We start from the raw sequence: 23,956 nt of genomic DNA on the forward strand, positions 1-23,956 counted from the left end.
ATGAACAATAATACTGAAAAAAATAAGCCAACCATTTTTTATGCAAAAAATAGTGAACCCCAAAAACGTTCTCATTCCACTCAGCAAAGAATGATTGGTCGTAAAGATAATTTTAAAAAAGATTCATTTCAGTCTAAAAACAAAATTAGACAATCTGTGAATGACCGTATTGAAGTATTTAAACCTAAAACGAATAAAACAGTGACAGAAAAACTGAATCGTGAATTAGAATCAAATAAATTTAAGTATGGTCAATTTGTCGAGCATGATTCGCCATGGCAGAAAAAAGTTCGTGATAATGAGCAAACGCCGACTTATGGTTATGATGAATACCGACAACGTAAAGAAGAAACTCTGGTTTATAGTGAAAACAGTTGTAAAGCTGTTTTCAAACATCGACGTTCAGCTATCGTCAAATTATTTATTACTCAAGATATGACCTATCAGTTTAAAGATTTAATCAGCTGGTTAGTCAATCAACGTTTAGGATATGACGTAGTATCGACCGAACAAATTACTAAAATAACCCAAACTGAACATCATGGTGGAATCTGTTTAATCGTTAAAAAACGAATACCAGTCACATTATTTGATTATATCGAAAAAAATAACGGAAAAAATAATGATTGTGTATTAGCAATTGATGATGTGAATAATCCCCATAACTTAGGTGGGATTATTCGAAGTGCGGCATTCTATGGGGTAAATGGTGTCATATTGCGTCAGACTAATTTACTTAATAGTGGTGCAGCAATGCGTATTGCGGAAGGCGGGATTGAAGCGATTGAGTCGATTAAAAGTGATGATTTTGTTGCTTCGCTTGAGATACTAAAACGACATGATTACCAAATTGTAGCGTTACTACCATGTCCGATTAAGTCAATTAAATCAATTGAGTTACACCAAATTAATTTTAATAAAAAAGTCGCTATCGTTATTTTTCAACAAATTAATCGAAAACTGATAGAATGTGCTGATGTGGTTGTTCATTTACACGGTAATGATAATATGGCTGCATTAAATATTTCTGTTGCAACGGGCATTTTATTATCTACATTATAACTAAAATTTATCTTTACGTTATTTTTGCTGAAATCATCAATAACGTAAGCGGTTAATAATGATATTTGCTTAAATATTGTATATGTTAATTAGCATCAATTGGTTAGAAAATGAATTTTTTTTCTGTACATTGTTAACAAGTTTTAAATGCATTGGTAAGTGGTATGGAGTCTAAACATAAAGTTGGTTTAATTTTTGGTAAGTTTTATCCTCTACATAGTGGACATATATATTTAATTGAAAAAGCGATGAGTCAGGTCAATGAATTACATATTTTTCTTGGCTGTGAAGAATTACGTGATCAACAACTGTTTGACAAAAGCCATTTATCAAAACAACCCAAAGTCAGTGATCGATTCACATGGTTGAAAGAAACCTTCAAAGACCGTCATAATATTCATATTCATGTTTTAGATGAAGCTGGAATCCAATCTTATCCAAATGGCTGGAAAGATTGGAGTGATCGTGTCAAACTTATTTTGAATGAATATAAAATTAAACCAACGGTTATATTTACCAGTGAACCTCAAGATGTAAAAAATCATGAGCTTTATTTCGGTTGCCCAGCAATAATTATCGATGCTGATCGCAACTTTATGAAAATTAGTGCTACTCAAATACGCGAAAACCCCTATCAAAATTGGTCTTTTATTGCACAAGCTGCCAAGCCTTTTTTTGTCAAAAAAGTGGCGATTATTGGTCAAGGAATATTTAAAGAACTTCCAATACAACTCGCTAATATTTATAACACTCAATATGTATCAAATGGCTACATTAATTATATTGAGCGAGAATTAACTAACTCACATAATAAGCGTTATTTAAGTGAGGCTGATTACCTTAAAATTGCAATGTTACATGTTGAACGCATATCGAGTGCTGAAGTACAGGCTAATAAATTACTGTTTGCTTCAATCGATTTTGATTCGTTAGCAGATTATTATCAACAAGTCTTTGATAAAGAGCATCAAGTTTTAAATGCCTTGAAAGAAAGTTATCATTTTGATTTGGTCATTCATGAAAAAGATTTTGACCCAAAACTTTCATCATTAGAATATTTTGAAACCGTATCTAATATGGTTGAAAGGTTATTGATTTAGTTCATCACATTTATTCTGGCTTATGTTAAAATAACCTAAATCTTTGTGATGGGTAAATTTTATGTCTCAATCTTCTGACAAACAAAATAACGATAATCAAGAAAAAATAGATTTTGGTTTTACGCAAGTTTTAAAACAAGATAAAGTTAAACGTGTTGCAGATGTTTTTCATTCTGTTGCTGACAAATATGATGTGATGAATGATCTGATGTCATTTGGAATTCATCGTATTTGGAAAAAAATTACCATTGAATATAGCAGTGTACGCAAAGGTCAAAAGGTTTTAGATCTTGCCGGTGGTACTGGAGATTTAACCGCTAAATTTTCCCAATTAGTTGGCGATGATGGCTTGGTAGTGCTTGCTGATATCAATGAATCCATGTTAAAAGTTGGGCGAGAAAAGCTTCGAGACAAAGGATTATTTAAAAATATTGAATATGTGCAAGCTAACGCTGAAGAGTTACCTTTCGCGGACAATTTTTTTGACTGTATTACCATTTCTTTTGGTCTACGCAATGTGACTGACAAAAATAAAGCGTTACAATCCATGTGGCGAGTATTAAAACCTGGTGGTCGTTTATTAATTCTTGAATTTTCCAAACCGCAATACCCAATTTTAAATAAAGCTTATGATCTTTATTCATTTACTATGTTACCGTTAATGGGCAAAGTTATTGCGAATGATGCTGACAGTTACCGTTATTTAGCCGAATCAATTCGGATGCATCCTGATCAAAAAACATTGAAAAAAATGATGGAAGATGCAGGATTTGTAGATGTCAAATATCACAACATGACAGGTGGTATTGTGGCGTTACATACTGGTTTTAAATTTTAAGCGATGAAATCTAATGACATTTTTCAGACTCTATAAAATATTAACCGTTTTTCGTGCATATCAATTAAATGAATTATTGCCAACAAACCGATTTTCAAAGTGGTTACCAATTTTGATATCATGCTTATTTTGGATAAGACCAAAAGCAAAACATGAAGAAATTGGTGAGCGATTACGTCAAGCATTACAAGAGCTTGGACCCGTCTGGATAAAGTTTGGTCAAATGATTTCAACCCGTCGAGATGTGCTTTCAAAAGATATTGCAGACAGTTTAGCCAAATTACAAGACCAAGTAGATCCTTTTGACGGTAAAGTGGCAAAACAATTAATTGAAAAAGCCCTAGGTCAGCCAATCGATCATTATTTTTCAAATTTTGATGAGCAGCCATTGGCATCGGCATCGATTGCACAAGTTCATACAGCCATATTAAAACGTAGCCAAGCTGAAATTGTCATTAAAGTATTGCGTCCTAACATTATACCAGTCATAAAAGCGGACATTGCTTTAATGTATTGGCTTGCCAAACAGTTTACTAAACGCATTAAGTTCGGCGCAAAGTTACGAGCAATTGAAATTGTACGTGACTATGAACTTACCTTAATGAAAGAGTTAGATTTACAACAAGAAGCTTATAATACCATTCGGTTACGTGACAATTTTATTAATAGCAACATATTATATATACCTTACATTTATCAAGAGTTTTGTCGAGAAAATGTCTTAGTTGAAGAGCGCATTAAAGGTGTGCCAATTGGGGATATTCAGACACTCAAAAAACATAACATTGATATGAAGCTACTTGCTGAACGAGGGGTTCAAGCTTTCTTTACACAGGTTTTCAAAGATAATTTTTTCCATGCTGATATGCATCCAGGTAATATCTTTGTTGACATTACCGAGCCGAAAAATCCCCGTTATATCGGAATTGATTGCGCTATTATTGGTATGTTAACGGAAGATGACCAGCACTATCTTGCTGAGAATTTTCTAGCCTTTTTTAATCAAGATTATCGCAAAATTGCCGAAACCTACATTGCATCGGGTTGGGTTCCTGAATCTACCGATCCAATTGCTTTTGAAATGGCTATGCGCAACGTATGCGAACCTGCTTTTGCAAAACCGTTGGCTGAAATTTCATTCTCACAAATTTTACTAAAATTATTTGATGTTGCTAGAAGATTTGAAATGGAGATTCAACCACAATTAATCTTGCTGCAAAAAACGTTATTTTATATTGAAGGTTTAGGACGTCAACTTTATCCGGAACTCGATTTATGGCAAACCGCTAAACCATTTTTAGAAAAATGGTATGAAGATAAATATAGTGCTAAAAAAATTATCCAACAAGCATGGACTTCATTACCGCAATGGCGAACGCTTTTGCCCGAGCTGCCTGCAAAACTTAATGATTATGCACGTATAACAAAGCAGATGAATCATCAAATTAAACAGATTAATCACGAACTAACGTGTCGAAAAAAACGCGAACGAATTTTATACAGCTTAATAGGGATACTTAGTGCATTATTTACGTATATGCTGATTTTTCATTAGATCAGGTATTTGGGAATCTTATTATTTAAGTGTATAATCAAATCACAAATGACGTCGGAGATAATTATCATGATGCCAAGCTTGCCTCAATTACTCATACTAATCGCAGTTGTTGTATTACTGTTTGGAACAAAAAAGTTACGCTCATTGGGTTCGGATCTTGGTGCCTCAATCAAAGGCTTTAAAAAAGCGATGAATGATGATGATAACAAAACATCCTCAGAACAACCCGATAAAGTTGAAAATTTCGATTCATCTAACGATGAACAAACGACTAAAAAAGAGTAGGTTGTGTTTGATATCAGCTTTGGTCAATTATTATTAGTATTAATTATTGGACTGGTGGTATTAGGGCCAGAGCGTTTGCCTATCGCAATTAAAACAGTAGCAGGTTGGATTAAAGTATTACGACGAATGTCGGCAACCGTTCAACTTGAACTAAATAAAGAGCTTAAACTACAAGAGTTACAAGATAGTTTAAAAAAAGCAGAACAAAGTGGTTTAAAAAACTTAACACCTGAAATTCAAGAATCGATTGATGACTTAAAACGTGTAACGGAATCGTTACAAAAAGAGATAGATTCTGCAACCCTAACTGATATTGAATACCCAAATAAAGACAAATCATGACTGACGACGCATCTCAACCTTTAATTGGACATCTTGTTGAACTCAGAACACGACTTTTACGTTGTATTATTTGCATTTTATTAGTTTTAACCTGTCTTCTCTATTTTTCAAATGATATTTATCACATCATTGCTAATCCTTTAATTAGTCAATTACCTACGGGTAGTAGCATGATTGCAACTGATATTGCTGCTCCTTTTTTTACACCAATTAAATTAACGGCAGTAGTGGCGATTTTTATCTCAATTCCTTATGTGCTTTATCAAGTATGGGGATTTGTTGCACCTGCGTTATATCAACATGAAAAACGTTTAGTTATTCCCCTTATTATATCGAGCACATTACTATTTTATATTGGTATTGCATTTGCTTATTTTGTAGTATTCCCTCTCGCATTTTATTTTTTCATCCACACCGCACCGGTTGATGTGGCAATCAATACCGATATCACAAAATATCTAGATTTTGTCATGACTTTATTTGTGGTATTTGGATTCGCTTTTGAAGTTCCTGTCGCCATCATATTACTCTGTTGGACAGGCATCACCACACCCAAAAGTTTACAAAAGAAACGTCCCTATATAATTGTAGCAGTGTTCGCTGTTGCTATGTTTGTCACACCGCCAGATGTGTTTTCACAAATATTATTAGCTATACCAATTTGTTTGCTATTTGAAATTGGAACTTTTTTTGCTCGTTTTTATCAACCTCGTAAAAAAGAGGAAGATGATAATGAGGTTTAGCAGCACTAGTTACAAACAATAATTTTAATGACAAGTAAAGGATAACTCTTCATAATGAAAATATCATTACCTGATTTCAATCAAGCCCATGTTTTAGTCATTGGTGATATTATGTTAGATCGCTATTGGTATGGTGGTACCAATCGGATATCACCTGAAGCTCCTGTACCAGTAGTAAAAATTGATTCTCTTGAAGAACGACCTGGTGGGGCAGCTAATGTTGCTATGAATATTACTTCACTTTGTGGCAATGCAAGATTGATTGGTCTGACTGGTATTGATGAACCCGCTAAGATTCTTGATGAACAATTAACCAAACATCAGGTACATTGCGATTTTGTTACGGTTTCAACCCATCCAACTATTACAAAACTAAGAGTTCTATCTCGTAATCAGCAATTGATTCGAATTGATTTTGAAGAAGCATTTACTGATGTGGATAGTGCTTCTATGCTAGACCGTATAAAAACTGCTCTGCCAAATTATAAAGTCATGGTGCTTTCTGATTACGCTAAAGGTGCATTATCTTCTGTTCAATCAATGATTAAGCTTGCTAATCAAGCAAATGTACCTATTTTAGTTGATCCCAAAGGTACTGATTTTGAACGCTATCGTGGGGCTACGTTATTAACGCCGAATATGTCAGAATTTGAAGCAGTTGTTGGTGTTTGTCAATCAGAAGAAGAAATTGTAGAAAAAGGTTATCAACTTATTAAGCAATTTGATCTAAAAGCATTATTAGTGACTAGAAGTGAAAAAGGTATGACCTTATTACAATTAGATAAACCTATTTATCATTTACCGACTCTAGCTAAAGAAGTATTTGATGTCACTGGTGCTGGTGATACAGTGATTGCCACTCTTGCCGCATCTCTTGCTGCTGGAAAATCTTTAGAAGAAAGTTGCTACTTAGCTAATACAGCAGCTGGCATTGTTGTTGGTAAACTAGGTACTTCAACTGTTTCACAAGTTGAGCTAAGTAATGCTATACATGCGCGAGTAGATGATGGATTTGGTGTGATGACTGAAGCAGAATTAGAAGAAGAAGTTAGAAAAGCTCGCACACGTGGAGAGAAAATTGTTATGACCAATGGTTGCTTCGATATTTTGCATGCAGGGCATGTTTCTTATCTTGCTAATGCTAGAAAATTAGGTGACCGTTTAATCGTTGCAGTAAATAGTGATGCTTCGGTAAAAAAATTAAAAGGTGATTCAAGACCAATAAATCCTCTCCTGCAAAGAATGATTGTTTTAGGCGCATTAAATTCTGTTGATTGGGTTGTACCATTTGAGGAAGACACCCCTAAACGTTTGATTGCCAAAATTTTACCGGATGTTCTAGTAAAAGGCGGGGATTATAAGCCCGAAAATATAGCCGGCGCTAAAGAGGTTTTAGATGCTGGTGGGATAGTTGAAGTACTTAATTTTGAAGATGGTTGTTCAACTACCAATATTATTAACACGATAAAAAATAAATAGTAAGAGAGTATTTAGAAAAGGCTACTATATTAAGTAGCCTTTTTAATTTTAATCAATATAATTTTTTAATATATAGACAAATTCTCTGCATTATTAAATTTACAATTAATTGTATTTATTATAATATTTCTTAAAATTATAAAATTTTGTTAAGGAAATCTATGAAAAGAAATATTGTAGTAATTGCAATCATGTCAACACTGATAACTGGTTGTAGTGTATCATTTAAAAATCCCTCTGCTAATATTGAACCCATTTCGAATATTTCTGAATTAAATAATGTGTGTATTTATCAAGATGTCAGTACGATAAGTTCTTATGACAAAGCAGGTGAAATCATTTCTAATAAACTTAATACATTAAATATTAGTAATAAATTGGTAAATAAAGAAAATTTAAATGATTGCACATATACACTAAGCTATACCATATTAAAAGCGATTAATATACCGACTTATTTATCATATATGTATGTCGATGTTTTAAATACGAACGAAGAACGAGTTGGTTCAATAAAATACAATAATCGTTCTAATGGTAGCTTGTTTACTCTCTCTTCGGCAAGTTTTACTGATACTGACGAAAAAATTAATGAATTTTTAGATAAACTGTTAAGTGTCAATTTAGATAAGGATAATTAATGATTAATAAACTAACTTCTATATTAATTTTAATGCTTTTAGTGGGATGTAGTACTTCTAAATCTGAATACATTTATACAGCTAAAAATAATGATCCTCATTTAGAATTTTCATCTGATTTTGGCAATAAAACTAAACCACCGGTTCACTTTAGTTTAAATATTATCGACCCTGATTCTAATAAATGTGAAGATTTCAAAGAAATTGGTTATTATTATCCTGAATCTAGTATTTTTATTTTTGCTGAAGCCAATCCAGAACTAAGCGCTAAAGTACCAGCAAATAAATATGTTTCGATTGAAAGTCATTATAATATTGGAAATGCTGAATATTGTTATGCAGAAACCTTACAGTTTTTAGCTGAAGAAGCAAAAAATTATAACGTGATTTTTAAAATGAAGAATGATATATGTAATTTAGAAATAATCGATAATGAAAATCTAAAACCTGTTCGTGTTAAACCAAAAAGACAGTGCATTAGATAATATTAAATTAAAATATAGATAAAATCAGCCATATTTTTTGAATAATTATGTGCTGATTTTTGTCCTATCAAATAAAAGTGTTATACAGCACATTTTCTTTATCTTATTTTTTAATTGATCAATTTGATGGTTACACAACCATTATTTTGAGTAAATTAAAATGTTTCGTATAATCAATTTTAATAGTTAATAACTATTATTAAATTTTAAAATAAATACTTTTTTTATTATTCACTTTATGCAAAGCTAGTAATTAAATTAAGGCAATTAGTATAAAGGATATTGAATGATTAAACATTATGATTATATCGCTATCGGTGGGGGTAGTGGTGGTATTGCATCGGTAAACCGAGCGGCTTCATATGGGAAAAAATGCGCACTCATTGAAGCAAAATCTTTAGGTGGTACTTGCGTTAACGTGGGGTGTGTGCCAAAAAAAATCATGTGGTACGGTGCTCAAATTGCTGAAGCAATCAATCATTATGGTCCTGATTATGGATTCGATACGACTATTAATCAATTTAATTGGGATAAACTACTGGCTAGCCGCAACGCTTATATCGACCGAATACATCAGTCTTATGACCGTGTATTAACTAATAATAAAGTTGATGTCATTCATGGTTATGCCAAATTTGTTGATCCTCATACTATTGAAGTTAATGGTGAACAATTTACAGCAGATCATATTTTAATTGCTGTCGGTGGAAAACCAAGCATTCCTAATATTCCCGGTGCTGAACATGGTATTACATCTGATGGTTTTTTTGCTCTACAAGCATTACCTAAACGTGTTGCTGTTGTGGGAGCAGGTTACATTGCTTGTGAGATAGCCAGCGTATTACATTCATTAGGTGCTCAGACTCATCAATTTATTCGCCAAGCGACGCCGTTACGCAGTTTTGATCCACTTATCATTGAAACATTAATGGAAGTTATTGCCAGCGAAGGTCAACAACTACACACTTTTGCGATACCGAAATCAGTGACTAAAAATAGTGATAACTCGTTAACATTAACTCTTGAAAATGGTGAAAGTTATACTGTTGATTGTGTAATTTGGGCAATTGGTCGTGAACCTGCTACACAAAATATGAACTTACAAGCGGCTGGTATCAAGGTTAACGATAACGGATTTGTTGTTGTAGACAAGTACCAAAATACAAATGTTGCCGGTATTTATTCTGTTGGGGATGATACAGGCGCAACAGCCTTAACCCCTGTTGCTGTAGCAGCAGGTCGTCGCTTATCTGAACGGTTGTTTAATAATAAACCTGATGAACATTTAGATTATCACAATATTCCAACTGTTGTGTTTACGCATCCAGCAATTGGTACCGTAGGATTAACAGAACCCGAAGCGATTTTACAATATGGACAAGAAAACGTTAAAGTTTATAAATCAACTTTTACCGCTATGTATACTGCTGTGACTCAACATCGTCAACCTTGTCGAATGAAATTAGTCTGTGTTGGGGAGGAAGAAAAGATTATCGGCATTCATGGTATTGGATATGGTATGGATGAAATATTACAAGGTTTTGCGGTAGCACTCAAAATGGGCGCAACCAAAAAAGACTTTGATAATACCATAGCCATTCATCCAACCGCCGCTGAGGAATTTGTCACAATGCGTTAATTGTTGGTCTGTTTGTATTTAAAATAGAATAAAAAAGCAGGATATGCCCTGCTTTTTTATTGATATTTTTATTTAATATTGGATTTATTGGACCAACCATTTTTTGCTAATGGATAGAAACCCACCGCAACAGCAATTAGCGCAACAAACGAGATATAAATACCTGCACCAAGATAACTATATTGACCTAGTAAATGGTCGGGGCTTAAAAGATAAATAGTTAAAGTCGGTGTAATTGCACTAAATAACGCGTAGGCTAAATTATAAGAAAACGATAACCCTGAATAACGAATCGCAGGTGGAAATGTCCTTGTTCCAATGATTGGTGTCATGGCGATAGCGCCAATAAATAAACCAAATATTGCCCAAGTTAAATATAATTGAGTAAGTGAAATAGTTGATGATAAATTACTATAAAAATAGATACTTGTTATTGCCAAACCACCCCAAGTTATAATCACTGTTTTTGTTGTACCCAGTTTGTCTTCTAACCAACCAGAAATAACACAACCGATAGTTAAGGTTAATGCTGCAATACAACCACCAATTCGCCAATCCAGATTAGCAAAATGATACATCCCACCAACAATACGACCAGGTGTTATTAAAATACCCACCATAATTGCAGTTGATAATGACCAAGTTAACAGAGCTACTACCAAACAAGCTGTTTTATGTTTTTTTAGAACAGTAATGACAGGAATATTTTTTTCAATCGCTTTACGGGCAGCGAGTTCTTTAAAAATAGGTGTTTCAGATAAAAATCGACGTAAATAAACTGAAATTACACCAAAAATACCGCCAACAATAAAAGGGATCCGCCAAGCATAATCTAAAATATTTTGTTGACTAAAACAGAGGTCAATAATAATGGTCACAATGAAACCAAGTAAAATACCCCCAGTAATGCCCGAAGTTAAGGTACCAACACCAAAGCCATAACGTTGTTTTGGCACGTGTTCAGCAATAAAAACCCAAGCGCCTGGCATTTCACCGCCAATGGCTGCTCCTTGTAACATACGCATCACTAATAATAACAGCGGTGCAAAAATCCCAATGGTTTCGTAGGTGGGTAAAATACCGATAATAAACGTCGGTAAAGCCATCATTGCCACGCTGAGTGTGAACATTTTTTTTCGTCCAACTTTATCCCCAAAGTGAGCCATGATGATACCGCCAACAGGGCGAACCAAGTAACCAGCAGCAAAAATTCCCCATGCAAAAAGGTCTAAAGTTAAAGGTGATAATGTATGGGGTAAAAAAAGAGGTTTAACAATAGTGTCAATATACAGGGCATAAATAACAAAATCATAAAATTCTAATGTTCCACCCAAAGAAGACAAAACTAATGTTTTTAAATCTTTATTATTTAATGGTCTGGCAGTAGGTTGCCATTCTGCGTTAATTTCAGATTGACTCATGAAAAAACCTTATTTTTATGGTTAATATAAAATAGAAAACAAAGAAAATGACTCTTTTTTAACTAAATCTTGTTATAAAAATCACATTCTGCCATAAAAAATTGTGTTTTTTTTCATCATAAAAAAATTTAATCAATTCTTTAAAACTTAATATTTGATTTATAATGCTGTCGATAATTTTGTTCGTTTATAACATTATTTTTAGTAAAAAATAGGACCATCAGAACGTAAGATTGATGAAAGAAACTATAGTTATGGCAATCTTGATGGGTTAACCAAAAAACGTTACAACCTATAAAATTTTAGGTACAACACGTATAACTGAATTTTACTATACAAATGCGAAAATAAATTTCAATAAAATCAAATATATTTTTTATTGGAATACTGGGTATTTTTGTTACACCTATAAAATAGATTCGGACTGATGTTGAGACAATATTCGGTGTATAGACATCCTAGATAAATTCAGATAATTTGCTACTTTACTTAGTGATCATCCATTATTAACTTGCCCTAAAATCTATTTTAACAACTCGAGATGGTCATTTTGTTTTTTTAATTGATTTAATGTGAGCACGATGATGATATCAAAACCATACACAAAGTCCTCACATTTAATACAATGAAACTTATTCCACTGTCACCGATTTTGCCAAATTACGAGGTTGATCAACGTCTGTGCCTTTGATTAAAGCCACATGATACGCTAATAATTGTGTCGGTACGGTGTAGTAGATAGGTGCCGTTAACTCTTCAATATAAGGCAGGTTAAGGATATGCATTGTATCATCGCTTATAAATCCTGCATCTTGTTCGGCAAAAACATAAAGTTGACCGCCCCGAGCCCGAACTTCTTCAATATTTGATTTTAGCTTTTCTAGCATGTCGTTTGAGGGTGCCATCACTATGACGGGCATATCGGCATCAATAAGGGCTAAAGGCCCATGTTTTAGTTCACCTGCTGCATAGGCTTCTGCATGAATATAAGAGATCTCTTTTAATTTTAATGATGCTTCCATGGCAATTGGGTATTGCTCGCCACGCCCTAAAAAGAGTGCGTGATGTTTATTAACAAATTGTTCGGCTAGTTTTTTGATTTTCGGTTCCGCCATGAGTACTTGTTCAATACGATTGGGCAAGGTTTGGAGAGCATGGACGATTGCTTGTTCCGTACTTTGAGCCATTTGATTTAATCGGCCTAATTTGGCAACAAGTAGTAGTAATACAGTCAATTGAGTGGTAAACGCTTTCGTTGAAGCTACACCAATTTCAACTCCTGCTTTGGTTAATAATACCAGTTCGGCTTCACGTACTAACGTTGAAGCAGCGACATTACATATGGCTAAGGTGCTTAAATAGTGATTTTCTTTTGCTAACCTTAATGCGGCAAGTGTATCAGCGGTTTCACCCGATTGAGATAGTGAAATAAATAAACTATTTTTACGCTTAGCAGGTTTACGATAGCGAAATTCTGAGGCTATTTCAACATCACAAGGAATCCCTGCTAATGCTTCAAACCAATAGCGAGCAACCATACCAGCATTATACGCGGTACCACAAGCAACAATTTGGATATGCTCAACTTGCTTAAGTATCGTGTTAGATTGTTCGCCTAATTCGGATAAATTGACTTTGCCATGCTGTATACGACCTTCTAATGTATTTTTGATTGCATTAGGTTGTTCGTATATCTCTTTTTGCATGTAATGGTTATAGCCTGCTTTACTTCCTGCATCATATTTAACATCAGAAGTGACAAATGGGCGCTTAACTTGATTGTTATTTTTATCAAATATAGAAACGGTTTTGTGTGTAATCAGTGCAATATCACCTTCTTCTAAATAGATAAACTGGTTAGTCACCGGTAATAAAGCAAGTTGATCTGAGGCAATAAAATGCTCAGTGATACCACAACCAATTACTAACGGGCTACCGGAACGAGCCGCCACAAGTTGGTCAGGGTTTCGTATGTCCATAATTACGGTACCATAAGCTCCTCGTAGTAATGGTATGGCTTTTTTTACCGCATCAAATAATGAACAATTATCAGTTGAAATAATATCGTGAACTAAGTGGGCAATAACTTCCGTATCTGTTTCAGAGCGAAATTGATAGCCTTTAGCAATCAACTTTTCACGGAGTGGTTCATGGTTTTCAATAATACCATTATGAACAACAGCAATATAATCGGAAATATGGGGATGCGCATTGTGTTCTGTCGGTTCACCATGTGTAGCCCAACGTGTATGCGCAATGCCTATCGAGCCTTTTAATGGTTTGCTATCAAGTGCTTCTTTCAGTTTATTGACTTTTCCAACTCGCCTTACCCTTTGTAATTCACCTTGTGGCGATATAATGGCAAGACCAGCCGAATCATAACCCCGATACTCTAATCGTTTTAAGCCTTCTAACAGAATTTCTGCTACATCACGGTTAGCAATGGCACCGACAATTCCACACACAGTTTACTCCTCGCTATTTTGATTTTGTAGGTCGCTTCCAGCCACTAATTTGTCTTTGTTTAACACGACTTACCACAAGTTCATTGTCCCCCACGTTGCTAGTAACCGTTGTTCCTGCTGCAATGGTTGCGCCTTTTCCAATTTTCACAGGGGCAATTAACTGTGTATCAGAGCCAACAAAGACATCGTCTTCAATAATGGTTTCAAATTTGTTTGCACCATCATAATTACAAGTGATAGTGCCTGCACCGATATTAACGTTACTCCCTATTTCACTATCTCCAAGGTAACTTAAATGACCCGCTTTACTGGCTTTGCCTAAATGGGCTTTTTTAAGTTCAACAAAGTTGCCGACATGTGCCTTTTCATCGAGTTTTGAGCCTGGACGTAATCGAGCAAAAGGCCCTATCGTACATTGTTCTGCAATGATTGAATCTTCAATTATGCTATAAGGACTAATTTCACTATTATCGCCAATGATACAGTCTTTTAAGATACATCCAGCACCGATAAAGACGTTATTCCCTAATTTGACATTACCCTTGATAATGACGTTACAATCAATGGTGACATCCATACCATGTGAAAGTGTACCTCGTAAGTCAAATCGTTCGGGATCAAGTAGAGTCACGCCTGCATTAAGTAAACGTTTCGCTTGTTGCTGTTGATAGTGGCGCTCTAGCGTGGCCAATTGTAGACGATTATTAACTCCCTCAACTTCAAATCGTTCAATAGGGTGAGCAGTAATAATGTCATATCCATCTTGATAAGCAAAATTGATAATATCAGTCAGATAGTACTCTTTTTGTGCATTATGATTTGTTAAACGAGATAACCAGTTTTTCAATAGTTTTCCTGTTACGATCATAATACCCGTATTAATTTCATTAATTTTTTGCTGTTCTGGCGTGGCATCTTTTTGTTCAACAATGGCGGTCACTTTGCCATCTTTACGCTCAATACGTCCATAGCCAGTTGGATCATCCAGTTTAACGGTTAACAGTGCAATACCTTGTTTGGGTTTATTGTCAATTAAAGTTTGCAATGTTTGAACCGATATAAGTGGCGTATCACCATATAAAATCAAAATATCTTCTTCATCTTGAATATAAGGTATGGCTTGCTGGACTGCGTGTCCTGTTCCGAGTTGCTCAGCTTGAAAAACAAGATTTACGGATTGATTTTCCAGTGCCTTTTCAAGCTGATCTTTGCCATGTCCGTAGATAATATTGATATAATGGGGATTAAGTTGTTGAACAGTATCAATAACATGTTGTAACATCGGTTTATCGCCGATTTTGTGTAAAACTTTAGGAAGGTTGGAATACATCCGTGTGCCTTTTCCTGCCGCCAAAATAATTGCACTCAGTTTTGGAGGTGAAATCGTCATATTCAGTTCCGGTCTGGTTAAATTAGCTTAATACTATAATCAAAGTTTTGCATGAAATCATCCCGAATTTGTTAATTTTTATCATAAAAAAAGTAATATTGATAATTAGTCGATATTTAAAATAAAGAGGCAATGTTATGACCACTGCTATTAAAGTCTTGTTACTTTATACTACGCACGAAAAACAAACACTCAAAATTATGGAGCGAATAAAAAATCGTTTGGGTCACAAGTGTGATTGTGACGTGATTGAGTTATTACCGGATACCAAAATCGATTTAACACCCTATCAAGCAGTGCTACTTGGAAGTTCAATTCGTTATGGTTTTTACAGTAAAATAATGAAAAAATTTATTGATGCTCATTATCAGCAATTAAATCAAATAAAGTCTGGATTTTTTGGGGTGAATATGGTGGCAAGAAAGCCCAATAAAAATACCCCTGAAACCAATTTATATACCAGAAAGTTTTTAGCTAAAATATTATGGAAACCGACCATCAAAGCTGTGTTTGCAGGGGCACTTTATTATCCACAATATAATTGGTTTGACCGTAATATGATCCGTTTTATTATGTGGCTTGGTAAAGGTGATACCGATGTAAGTAAACCCATGATTGAATATACAGATTGGTCAAAAGTAGAAGAGTTTGCTGATCAGTTTTATGCCGAAGTGTGTTAATAATCTAATTTTTTGTAATATAATTTAAAAATTCTAAATGGTTATCAATTTATTGTACTCTTTTAAAGAAACTTTATGATATAGATCAACATTTGGATCAAAAAGGTGTACAATATTGCGCCTAAAGAATCTGTCTCCTAATTGGGATTTTAATTGTGATTGAAAATTTAAGAAACATAGCCATTATTGCTCACGTTGACCATGGTAAAACAACTTTGGTTGATAAATTGTTGAAACAGTCAGGTACGCTTGATAATTTGCGTGGTGACGATAACGAGCGAATAATGGATTCAAATGCGCTTGAAAAAGAGCGTGGTATTACCATTTTAGCTAAAAACACAGCGATTGACTGGAATGGTTACCGTATAAATATTGTTGACACCCCAGGACATGCTGATTTTGGTGGTGAAGTTGAACGTGTTATGTCTATGGTGGATTCTGTGCTATTGCTGGTTGATGCAATGGACGGTCCAATGCCACAAACACGTTTTGTGACACAAAAAGCGTTTGCTCATGGTTTAAAACCAATCGTTGTTATTAATAAAGTTGACCGTCCGGGTGCGCGTCCTGATTGGGTTGTCGATCAAGTATTTGACTTGTTTGTCAATTTAGGTGCGACTGATGAACAATTAGATTTTCCGATTGTTTATGCTTCAGCTTTAATGGGAATCGCAGGGCTTGACCATGAAAATATGGCTGAAGATATGACGCCATTATTCGAAGCGATTGTAAAATATGTTGAGCCACCGAAAGTTGATTTAGACGGCCCATTCCAAATGCAAATTTCACAACTTGATTATAATAATTATGTTGGCGTTATAGGTATTGGTCGCATTAAACGAGGTCGTGTAAAACCAAATCAACAAGTCACTATTATTGATAGTGAAGGGAATAAACGAACGGGTAAAGTAGGGCAAGTTTTAGGTCATTTAGGCTTGCAACGTTATGAAGCAGAAGTTGCTGAAGCTGGTGATATTATTGCTTTAACCGGATTAGGTGAGTTAGGTATTTCTGATACGATTTGTGATAATAGTTGTGTTGAAGCTTTACCTGCTTTAAGTGTTGATGAACCAACTGTAACGATGTTCTTTAATGTCAACAGTTCACCTTTTGCCGGTAAAGAAGGTAAATATGTCACTTCACGTCAAATTTTGGAACGTTTAAGAAAAGAACTCGTGCATAATGTTGCGCTTCGTGTAGAAGAAACGCCAGATCCGGATGCATTTAGAGTATCTGGTCGAGGTGAATTGCATTTATCAGTATTAATCGAAAATATGCGTCGTGAAGGTTATGAACTAGGGGTATCTCGCCCTAAAGTTATTTATCGTGACATTGACGGTAAAAAACAAGAACCATTTGAACAAGTGACGCTTGATATCGAAGAGCAACATCAAGGTTCAGTGATGGAAGCACTTGGTTTACGTAAAGGTGATTTAACCAATATGTTACCTGATGGTAAAGGACGTGTACGTCTAGATTATGTGATTCCAAGCCGTGGTCTTATCGGTTTTAGAACTGAATTTATGACAATGACCTCGGGTACCGGTTTACTTTATTCTACATTCAGTCATTATGATGATGTGCGTCCGGGTGAAATTGGACAGCGTAATAACGGGGTAATGATTTCGAACGGTACGGGTAAAGCATTAGCGTATGCGCTTTATAGCTTGCAAGATCGTGGTAAATTATTCTTAGGTCATGGTGCTGAAGTTTATGAAGGTCAAATTATTGGTATTCATACTCGATCAAATGATTTAACGGTTAACTGTTTAACAGGTAAAAAATTAACCAATATGCGTGCGTCAGGTACCGATGAAGCGACAACGCTTTCACCACCTGTTAAGATGTCATTAGAACAAGCATTAGAGTTTATTGATGATGATGAATTAGTCGAAGTTACACCATTATCGATTCGTATTCGTAAACGTCATTTAACTGAAAATGATCGTAAACGAGCATTCAGAAGTGGCAATAAAGACTAATACATGTTTGATGTTAACCGAATGAATAATTGGTTGGCATTGAGTCTTAAATAAAAAACCTCGCTACTTAGCGAGGTTTTTTTTGGCTTTTACTCTGGCAATCGCGTCAGCAATCGACTGTTTTCGATCGGTTTGGTTTACTACATTTTGAGTATTACTTGCTGGCACAGTGCGAGGAAATAATATTGTCGGTGGAACTAACTGATTGTGATTGAGCCGTTGCTGCTTTTTCTGCGTTAACTGTAACTCTTCTGCGTCACTTAGTCTCACGCCTAATGTGCTTAAAGTAATACAGTCCGTTGGGCAGGTATTAATACAATTACTACATGCAGTACATAATTGTGGCAAAATGGTATGTAAAACTTGTTTACTGCCAACAATTGCATCGGTTGGACAAACGCGAATACATTTGCCACAGCCAATACAGTTTTGTTCATCTATAAATGCTTTATATTGTTGTTTGGTTTGCATAATCACTTCTTGCATTAGCTTAAACCTATTATATTACCATCTTTGTCAATATCAATTTGCCTATAAGCTGGATTGGTACCAAGTCCTGGCATGGTCATGACGTTTCCTGCATAAACTCGGATAAAACCAGCACCAGCGGATATGGCTAAATGACTGATATCGACATCAAAGTTCGTAGGGACATTTTTTAAGTTGGCATCAGCACTAATTGACATAGGAGTTTTAGCAATACAAAGTGGCAGATGATCCAGTTTCAATGCTTCGATCTCTTTAATGTTTTCCAATGCTTTAGCGGATAAATTTGCTTTATTAGCACCATATTTTTTTACCATAGTTTGAATCTTATCAATCAATGGCATGTTATCTGGGTAGGGCAATTGAATTTTACTCGGCATAGCGCAAGCTTTGATAACATGCTCAGCCAGTTTTTCAGCACCTTTACCGCCTTGTGTAAAGACTTCACTAATTTCACACGCCAATGCGCCATGTTCAACCGCGTATTTTTGTAAGAAAGCAAGTTCTTCTTCGCTATCATGTGGAAAGCGATTTATAGCTACAATGACTTGTAAACCGTAACTTTTGGCATTATTGATATGCCATGCCAAGTTAGCTGCGCCAATTTCAAGTAATTCAACATTAGATTCCGATATCTCTTTTGGAATGGGTTGACCCGGCTTAATGTTATATTTACCACTGTTAGATTTTAAACTTCGTACAGTTGCTACCAATACAACACAATCAGCTTTGATTCCTGCTTGGCGATATTTGATATTGAAGAATTTTTCCATCCCCATATCCGATCCAAATCCTGCTTCAGTCACCACATAGTCAGCAAGTTTTAATGCAATGCGATCCGCAATAACAGAAGAGTTACCATGCGCAATATTGGCAAAAGGGCCGGCATGAATTAAAACCGGTGTATTTTCGACAGTTTGCATCAGATTTGGGTTAATGGCATTTTTAAGTAGGACTGTCATTGCACCTGCAACTTCAAGTTGTTCAGCCGTTATTGGTTCACCATTAGTATTATAAGCTAAAATAATACGTCCAATGCGTTCACGCATATCTTGTAAATCCGAAGCTAAAGCTAAAATTGCCATAAGCTCCGAAGCAGCGGTAATTTCGAATCCATCTTGTCGTTCAACGCCATTTACACCACCACCGACGCCAACAGTGATTTTACGTAATGCTCGATCGTTATGATCAATGACGCGCTTCCAAACAATGCGATGAATATCAATATTTAAACGAGGTAATCCCGTTTCGTTTGTGAATTCATCACCAAGACGATCTTCGTGATAAAGTCGTGAATCTAATGCTGCCGATGCTAAATCATGCGCTGCTGTTATCGCATGGATATCACCCGTTAAATGTAAATTTAATGTCTCCATCGGTAATACTTCTGCTTGCCCACCACCGGCTGCGCCACCTTTTACACCAAATACAGGTCCAAGACTGGGTTGACGAATGCAAGCAATCGCTTTTTTGCCTAAGTAATTCAATCCTTCACTTAGCCCAATGGTATTGACCGTTTTACCTTCTCCAAGGGGAGTTGGTGTAATAGCAGTAACAAGTACCAATTTGCCTGTTGTTTTGTTTTGATTTTCTTTGATAATGGATAAATCGATCTTGGCTACATGTTTACCATAAGGAAGGACAAATTCTTCAGGTATATTACAGTGATTGGCAATTTCGGTAATTGGGCGTAAAGACATATTCGTTCTCATATAACAATAAATTGGGCTAACAGTATAAATAATTTGAATTGCCGAATAAAGCGACAATTTTTATCTTTGTTGATTTTCGGCACAATCCTCAATTATATTGTTATAATAAATAAAATATTCAATCAAAGGATAATTATTAAATGAATTGGTTTTCAGTATATTCTCTTTTCTTAGCTGAAACAGCTACTGTTGTTGTTGCAATTTTAGCCGTGCTGATCTTCATATTAAGTCAGCGTCGCAAATCGGCAACGATTGCTGGTCGCTTATCGGTAAAAGATGTCAGTCAAGAGTATGAACAAGTTAAAGATGAAATGTTAATGTCGAGCATGGACGAGCTCGAAGCTAAGCAGTTTATGAAAGATCTCAAAAAACAGAAAAAGCTTGAGAAGAAACAGGCAAAATTAGCCGCTAAGCAAAAAAAGAAACAGGAAAAAGCGGGCGAACAGCCTAAAGCAGGGATCTCCGAAGATTCGCCTGATTCACAGACCATTAACCAAACGGACGAAAAGACCAAACCCAAACTATTTGTGTTATCTTTTAATGGTAGTATGGATGCGCACGAAGTTGAAGAATTACGTCAAGAAATTACGGCGGTATTAGCGATTATTAAACCTGAAGATGAAGTTGTGATTAAACTTGAAAGTCCTGGTGGTGTTGTACATGGTTATGGATTAGCTGCGTCACAGTTATTACGTTTCAGAACTCGTAATATTCCTTTTACTGCTGTCGTTGATAAAGTGGCCGCGAGTGGTGGATATATGATGGCATGTACCGCTAATAAAATTGTTGCAGCACCTTTTGCTATCGTTGGTTCGATTGGCGTGGTTGCTCAGATTCCTAACTTTAATCGCTTACTTAAAAAGCATGATGTGGATATTGAGTTACAAACAGCAGGGGAGTATAAACGGACGTTAACTATGTTTGGTGAAAACACTGATGAAGGTCGCCAAAAATTCAAACAAGAACTTGAAGAAACTCATCTGTTATTTAAAGATTTTGTTAAAGAGTATCGTCCCAATATCGATATCGATCAAGTGGCAACGGGTGAACACTGGTTTGCAACACAAGCGAAAGATAAAGGCTTGGTAGATGAAATCAGTACCAGTGATGATTTTATTTTATCTCATTTAGATTCGCATAAGATTATTTCTGTTAGTTATCAACGTAGACAAAAACTTTCTGAGAAAATCTCAAAAAATGTGGTAAAAAGCGTTGAAAAATTGTTTTTCAGACAAGGAAATGGGCTGTAATGCCCTTTTCATTTGTTAGAAACTGAACGTAGACTGAATATAAAAATGACAGACGAAAAGCACATTCAGATAACCTTAATCTGTCAAGGAAAAACAGAAAAAGCTACAATTTACTTTGAAACAACAGAAACTGATGAATACCATTTAAAAATTTTGTTTGGCAACAATAATAGTTTTGAAGTAACTGATAATGATTGTTTTAACTGTTTTTGTCGAATTAGGGATCATTTCTCTGATATCACCTTTCTTTGCAAAGGAGCGAAAGAAAACGTTTACCCCTCGAGAATGGCGAGAGATATGGGTGGTGGTTTAGTCGCTTATCAATTAACCATCGGTAAACATGCTGAACAAAAAGATTTAGTGCCTATTTTTGATTTTGACGATGAAAATATTGTTTCCACAGAAACACAAGAGGCCTTTTATAAAGCTTGGTTGAGTTCTAATAGAATTTAAATTAGATAACAGTTGTATTACTTTTTTTGTTTTATGCCAGTCTTTTAAAATTGAGTTCACTCTACCGATGATATCAATTGTTAAAATTAACTTTCTATTCTTTAAATAGCAGTTTAATATATTAATGTATTCATAAAAATTAGTGAATATTCTTTAAATTCCTTTTTATACCTTTTCATATATTCTTAATTCATCATTTTAGCACTTGAGGACAATAATTATGTTTCAATGGCTTTCAAATTGGATTTTAGATGGACTCAAACACTCACCAGAAATATTATTATTTCTCTCATTGAGTTTAGGTTATTTAATTGGTGGGATTCGTATCGGTAAATTTCAGCTGGGTGGCGTAGCCGGTTCATTGCTTGTCGCTGTAGCACTGAGTGTATTTGGTATAACTGTTGATGCTGGCGTTAAAGCGGTACTTTTCGCACTATTTATTTATGCTGTTGGGTTTGAAAGTGGCCCCCAGTTTTTCCGATCTTTAGGTATTAAAACATTACGAGAAATCTTTTTAGCACTTTTCATTGCGGTTGCAGGTTTTGTGACTGTCGTTGTTTTAGCAAAAATATTCGATTTAGATAAAGGGTTGGCAGCCGGTCTTGCCGCAGGGGGATTGACACAATCCGCTATTATGGGTACTGCTTCTGATGCGTTAACTCAACTTGGTTTAAGCACAGAAGAGTTAAGTCGCTTACAAGGTAATGTCACCATTGGCTATGCTGTAACTTATATCTTTGGTTCCCTTGGTGCCATTATTGTTTGTGTTAATATTTTACCTAAAATTATGGGTAGAGATATCAGCGATGATGCAATTAAGGCGCAGGCTGAACAACTTCATGGCTCGATGTTATTAGGTGCTAATCAAAATTTTGCTTTATCTGATATTAGTGGCCGTTTGTATCGGGTGACAAATAAGATTAATCAAAGTGTTTCTGATATTGAAAAAACGGTAAATGGCATTAGCATTGAACGAATAAAACGAGGCAATAAAATTCTTGAAGCGACACCTGAAACATTGATTAAAGCTAAAGATATTATTTTAGTTGTTGGTCACCGTGATGCCATGATTCAAGCGAATGATCTTTTGGGTACAGAAATTAATTCTGCATCAGGAATGGATGTGGTGATGAATACTCAAGATGTTGAAATGCGTAATTCTCGTTATGTTGGTGAGAATTTGACTCAGGTCCTTTCATCTGACGAAGTAATCAGTTTAAAACATGGTATCTATTTAGTTGCGATTCATCGCGATGGTCAAAGCCTTCCATTAAACAATGATATTGTTTTAAAACTAGGTGATGTGATAACCATTTATGGGGCGGATAGTGATCTTCGACGTGTTATAGATCGAATTGGTGCACCGATTACCAAAAGCGAAAAAACAGATTGGATATTTCATGGTTTAGGTCTTGTCGTTGGGCTGATTATTGGATTAATTGTAATTCGTGTTAGCGATATTCCAATTACCCTAGGCGCAGGTGGCGGTGCATTACTTTCTGGTCTCTTATTTGGTTGGTATCGATCTTTCCATCAAACCGTAGGCAATATTCCAACTGGCGCTTTGCAACTTTTAAAAGATTTTGGTTTAGCAGGCTTTGTCGCTGTCGTGGGTTTAAGTTCTGGTCTTCAAGCAATCGATACCATTAAAGAACAAGGTTTATCACTGTTTTTAATCGGGGTTGTGGTTACTCTGTTACCGATGTTACTGGCGATTTATTTTGGTAAATATGTGCTTGGTTATAAAAACTCCGCTGTATTTGCCGGAGCTTTAGCGGGTTCACGAAGTGCTAATCCAGCCTTTGGTGAAGTGCTAAATAAAGCAGGCAATTCAACACCGACTAATTCTTTTGCTATTACCTACGCACTGGCGAATGTATTCCTAACTTTATTAGGTCCATTGGTTGTGGCTTTTGTTTAAGCAAAAACTCAAATTAAAGGTAAA

The 23,956-nt window shown here is 35.3% G+C and carries 20 protein-coding genes and 1 pseudogene; 16 read left to right on the forward strand and 5 right to left on the reverse strand.

Going from position 1 to position 23,956, the window contains the following annotated elements; translation table 11 throughout:
- The 11 genes and pseudogenes from GYM75_RS02630 (at position 1) to gorA (ending at position 10,172) form a co-directional block, all read left to right on the forward strand.
- The gene (locus tag GYM75_RS02630) at positions 1–1,062 is read left to right on the forward strand and encodes a TrmH family RNA methyltransferase (RefSeq protein ID WP_220216628.1); all 1,062 of its coding nucleotides are present in this window, start codon (positions 1–3) and stop codon (positions 1,060–1,062) included.
- Positions 1,063–1,226: 164 nt separating this feature from the next.
- Positions 1,227–2,162 carry a multifunctional transcriptional regulator/nicotinamide-nucleotide adenylyltransferase/ribosylnicotinamide kinase NadR gene (gene nadR, locus GYM75_RS02635; protein ID WP_220216629.1) on the forward strand — a complete coding sequence of 312 codons (936 nt, stop codon included), beginning with the start codon at positions 1,227–1,229 and terminating at the stop codon, positions 2,160–2,162.
- A 61-nt stretch (positions 2,163–2,223) separates the two neighbouring features.
- Positions 2,224–3,000: a bifunctional demethylmenaquinone methyltransferase/2-methoxy-6-polyprenyl-1,4-benzoquinol methylase UbiE gene (ubiE, locus tag GYM75_RS02640; protein ID WP_220216630.1), complete on the forward strand. Its 777-nt coding sequence runs from the start codon at positions 2,224–2,226 to the stop codon at positions 2,998–3,000.
- A 13-nt stretch (positions 3,001–3,013) separates the two neighbouring features.
- Positions 3,014–4,555 (forward strand): ubiquinone biosynthesis regulatory protein kinase UbiB, encoded by a 1,542-nt coding sequence (ubiB, locus tag GYM75_RS02645; protein ID WP_220216631.1) that lies wholly within the window; start codon positions 3,014–3,016, stop codon positions 4,553–4,555.
- Between the two features lie 69 nt (positions 4,556–4,624).
- Positions 4,625–4,843: a twin-arginine translocase TatA/TatE family subunit gene (gene tatA / locus GYM75_RS02650; RefSeq protein ID WP_370632154.1), complete on the forward strand. Its 219-nt coding sequence runs from the start codon at positions 4,625–4,627 to the stop codon at positions 4,841–4,843.
- 3 nt (positions 4,844–4,846) lie between these two features.
- Positions 4,847–5,134: pseudogene (gene tatB / locus GYM75_RS02655) on the forward strand (Sec-independent protein translocase protein TatB); the annotation flags it as partial.
- Between the two features lie 47 nt (positions 5,135–5,181).
- Entirely contained in the window at positions 5,182–5,928 is a 747-nt protein-coding gene (gene tatC / locus GYM75_RS02660) for a twin-arginine translocase subunit TatC (protein WP_220216633.1), read from the forward strand.
- 54 nt (positions 5,929–5,982) lie between these two features.
- Positions 5,983–7,407 carry a bifunctional D-glycero-beta-D-manno-heptose-7-phosphate kinase/D-glycero-beta-D-manno-heptose 1-phosphate adenylyltransferase HldE gene (hldE, locus tag GYM75_RS02665; RefSeq protein ID WP_220216634.1) on the forward strand — a complete coding sequence of 475 codons (1,425 nt, stop codon included), beginning with the start codon at positions 5,983–5,985 and terminating at the stop codon, positions 7,405–7,407.
- A 161-nt stretch (positions 7,408–7,568) separates the two neighbouring features.
- Positions 7,569–8,048 carry a hypothetical protein gene (locus tag GYM75_RS02670; protein WP_220216635.1) on the forward strand — a complete coding sequence of 160 codons (480 nt, stop codon included), beginning with the start codon at positions 7,569–7,571 and terminating at the stop codon, positions 8,046–8,048.
- On the forward strand, positions 8,048–8,533 hold the full coding sequence (locus GYM75_RS02675; RefSeq protein WP_220216636.1) for a hypothetical protein: 486 nt from the start codon (positions 8,048–8,050) through the stop codon (positions 8,531–8,533). Before GYM75_RS02670 ends, GYM75_RS02675 begins: the two co-directional genes overlap by 1 nt.
- Positions 8,534–8,819: 286 nt before the next feature.
- Positions 8,820–10,172, forward strand: a complete 1,353-nt coding sequence (gene gorA / locus GYM75_RS02680; RefSeq protein WP_220216637.1) for a glutathione-disulfide reductase — start codon at positions 8,820–8,822, stop codon at positions 10,170–10,172.
- A gap of 68 nt (positions 10,173–10,240) precedes the next feature.
- Here the strand turns inward: gorA and GYM75_RS02685 are convergent, their stop codons facing one another.
- The 3 genes from GYM75_RS02685 to glmU form a co-directional block, all read right to left on the reverse strand.
- Entirely contained in the window at positions 10,241–11,593 is a 1,353-nt protein-coding gene (locus GYM75_RS02685; protein ID WP_220216638.1) for an MFS transporter, read from the reverse strand.
- Between the two features lie 632 nt (positions 11,594–12,225).
- On the reverse strand, positions 12,226–14,058 hold the full coding sequence (gene glmS / locus GYM75_RS02690; RefSeq protein WP_220216639.1) for a glutamine--fructose-6-phosphate transaminase (isomerizing): 1,833 nt from the start codon (positions 14,056–14,058) through the stop codon (positions 12,226–12,228).
- Between the two features lie 13 nt (positions 14,059–14,071).
- A complete protein-coding gene (glmU, locus tag GYM75_RS02695) occupies positions 14,072–15,448 on the reverse strand; it encodes a bifunctional UDP-N-acetylglucosamine diphosphorylase/glucosamine-1-phosphate N-acetyltransferase GlmU (RefSeq protein ID WP_220216640.1) in 1,377 nt (458 codons plus the stop codon).
- A 137-nt stretch (positions 15,449–15,585) separates the two neighbouring features.
- Between glmU and hemG the strand changes: the two genes are divergently transcribed.
- Together hemG and typA are read left to right on the forward strand one after the other, a co-directional pair.
- Complete coding sequence (gene hemG / locus GYM75_RS02700) at positions 15,586–16,128, forward strand: menaquinone-dependent protoporphyrinogen IX dehydrogenase (RefSeq protein WP_220216641.1); 543 nt, start codon at positions 15,586–15,588, stop codon at positions 16,126–16,128.
- Between the two features lie 155 nt (positions 16,129–16,283).
- Positions 16,284–18,110, forward strand: coding sequence for a translational GTPase TypA (gene typA / locus GYM75_RS02705; protein ID WP_065559098.1), 1,827 nt, complete (start codon positions 16,284–16,286; stop codon positions 18,108–18,110).
- A gap of 63 nt (positions 18,111–18,173) precedes the next feature.
- On the opposite strand, the gene GYM75_RS02710 is transcribed toward typA, so the two are convergent.
- Complete coding sequence (locus GYM75_RS02710; protein ID WP_220216642.1) at positions 18,174–18,596, reverse strand: RnfABCDGE type electron transport complex subunit B; 423 nt, start codon at positions 18,594–18,596, stop codon at positions 18,174–18,176.
- Entirely contained in the window at positions 18,596–20,296 is a 1,701-nt protein-coding gene (locus GYM75_RS02715; RefSeq protein ID WP_220216643.1) for a formate--tetrahydrofolate ligase, read from the reverse strand. Before GYM75_RS02715 ends, GYM75_RS02710 begins: the two co-directional genes overlap by 1 nt.
- 152 nt (positions 20,297–20,448) lie before the next feature.
- On the opposite strand from GYM75_RS02715, the gene sohB reads away from it, so the two are divergent.
- The 3 genes from sohB to aspT all read left to right on the forward strand — a co-directional run bounded on the left by sohB (position 20,449) and on the right by aspT (position 23,932).
- Complete coding sequence (gene sohB, locus GYM75_RS02720) at positions 20,449–21,558, forward strand: protease SohB (protein ID WP_220216644.1); 1,110 nt, start codon at positions 20,449–20,451, stop codon at positions 21,556–21,558.
- 45 nt (positions 21,559–21,603) lie between these two features.
- Positions 21,604–22,011 (forward strand): hypothetical protein, encoded by a 408-nt coding sequence (locus GYM75_RS02725; protein ID WP_220216645.1) that lies wholly within the window; start codon positions 21,604–21,606, stop codon positions 22,009–22,011.
- Positions 22,012–22,231: 220 nt separating this feature from the next.
- Complete coding sequence (gene aspT, locus GYM75_RS02730) at positions 22,232–23,932, forward strand: aspartate-alanine antiporter (RefSeq protein ID WP_220216646.1); 1,701 nt, start codon at positions 22,232–22,234, stop codon at positions 23,930–23,932.
- Positions 23,933–23,956 lie beyond the last annotated feature (24 nt).

Source organism: Gilliamella sp. ESL0441 (assembly GCF_019469185.1).
Classification (GTDB): Bacteria; Pseudomonadota; Gammaproteobacteria; order Enterobacterales; family Orbaceae; genus Gilliamella.

Excerpts from the sequence above, each read along its gene's own strand:
- GYM75_RS02715 (WP_220216643.1), bottom strand. The coding sequence starts at position 20,296 with ATGTCTTTACGCCCAATTACCGAAATTGCCAATCACTGTAATATACCT.
- glmU (WP_220216640.1), bottom strand. The coding sequence starts at position 15,448 with ATGACGATTTCACCTCCAAAACTGAGTGCAATTATTTTGGCGGCAGGA.
- tatA (WP_370632154.1), top strand. The coding sequence starts at position 4,625 with ATGATGCCAAGCTTGCCTCAATTACTCATACTAATCGCAGTTGTTGTA.
- GYM75_RS02630 (WP_220216628.1), top strand. The coding sequence starts at position 1 with ATGAACAATAATACTGAAAAAAATAAGCCAACCATTTTTTATGCAAAA.
- ubiB (WP_220216631.1), top strand. The coding sequence starts at position 3,014 with ATGACATTTTTCAGACTCTATAAAATATTAACCGTTTTTCGTGCATAT.
- GYM75_RS02725 (WP_220216645.1), top strand. The coding sequence starts at position 21,604 with ATGACAGACGAAAAGCACATTCAGATAACCTTAATCTGTCAAGGAAAA.
- tatC (WP_220216633.1), top strand. The coding sequence starts at position 5,182 with ATGACTGACGACGCATCTCAACCTTTAATTGGACATCTTGTTGAACTC.
- nadR (WP_220216629.1), top strand. The coding sequence starts at position 1,227 with ATGGAGTCTAAACATAAAGTTGGTTTAATTTTTGGTAAGTTTTATCCT.
- hemG (WP_220216641.1), top strand. The coding sequence starts at position 15,586 with ATGACCACTGCTATTAAAGTCTTGTTACTTTATACTACGCACGAAAAA.
- aspT (WP_220216646.1), top strand. The coding sequence starts at position 22,232 with ATGTTTCAATGGCTTTCAAATTGGATTTTAGATGGACTCAAACACTCA.
- GYM75_RS02675 (WP_220216636.1), top strand. The coding sequence starts at position 8,048 with ATGATTAATAAACTAACTTCTATATTAATTTTAATGCTTTTAGTGGGA.
- sohB (WP_220216644.1), top strand. The coding sequence starts at position 20,449 with ATGAATTGGTTTTCAGTATATTCTCTTTTCTTAGCTGAAACAGCTACT.
- GYM75_RS02685 (WP_220216638.1), bottom strand. The coding sequence starts at position 11,593 with ATGAGTCAATCTGAAATTAACGCAGAATGGCAACCTACTGCCAGACCA.
- GYM75_RS02670 (WP_220216635.1), top strand. The coding sequence starts at position 7,569 with ATGAAAAGAAATATTGTAGTAATTGCAATCATGTCAACACTGATAACT.
- ubiE (WP_220216630.1), top strand. The coding sequence starts at position 2,224 with ATGTCTCAATCTTCTGACAAACAAAATAACGATAATCAAGAAAAAATA.
- gorA (WP_220216637.1), top strand. The coding sequence starts at position 8,820 with ATGATTAAACATTATGATTATATCGCTATCGGTGGGGGTAGTGGTGGT.
- GYM75_RS02710 (WP_220216642.1), bottom strand. The coding sequence starts at position 18,596 with ATGCAAGAAGTGATTATGCAAACCAAACAACAATATAAAGCATTTATA.
- hldE (WP_220216634.1), top strand. The coding sequence starts at position 5,983 with ATGAAAATATCATTACCTGATTTCAATCAAGCCCATGTTTTAGTCATT.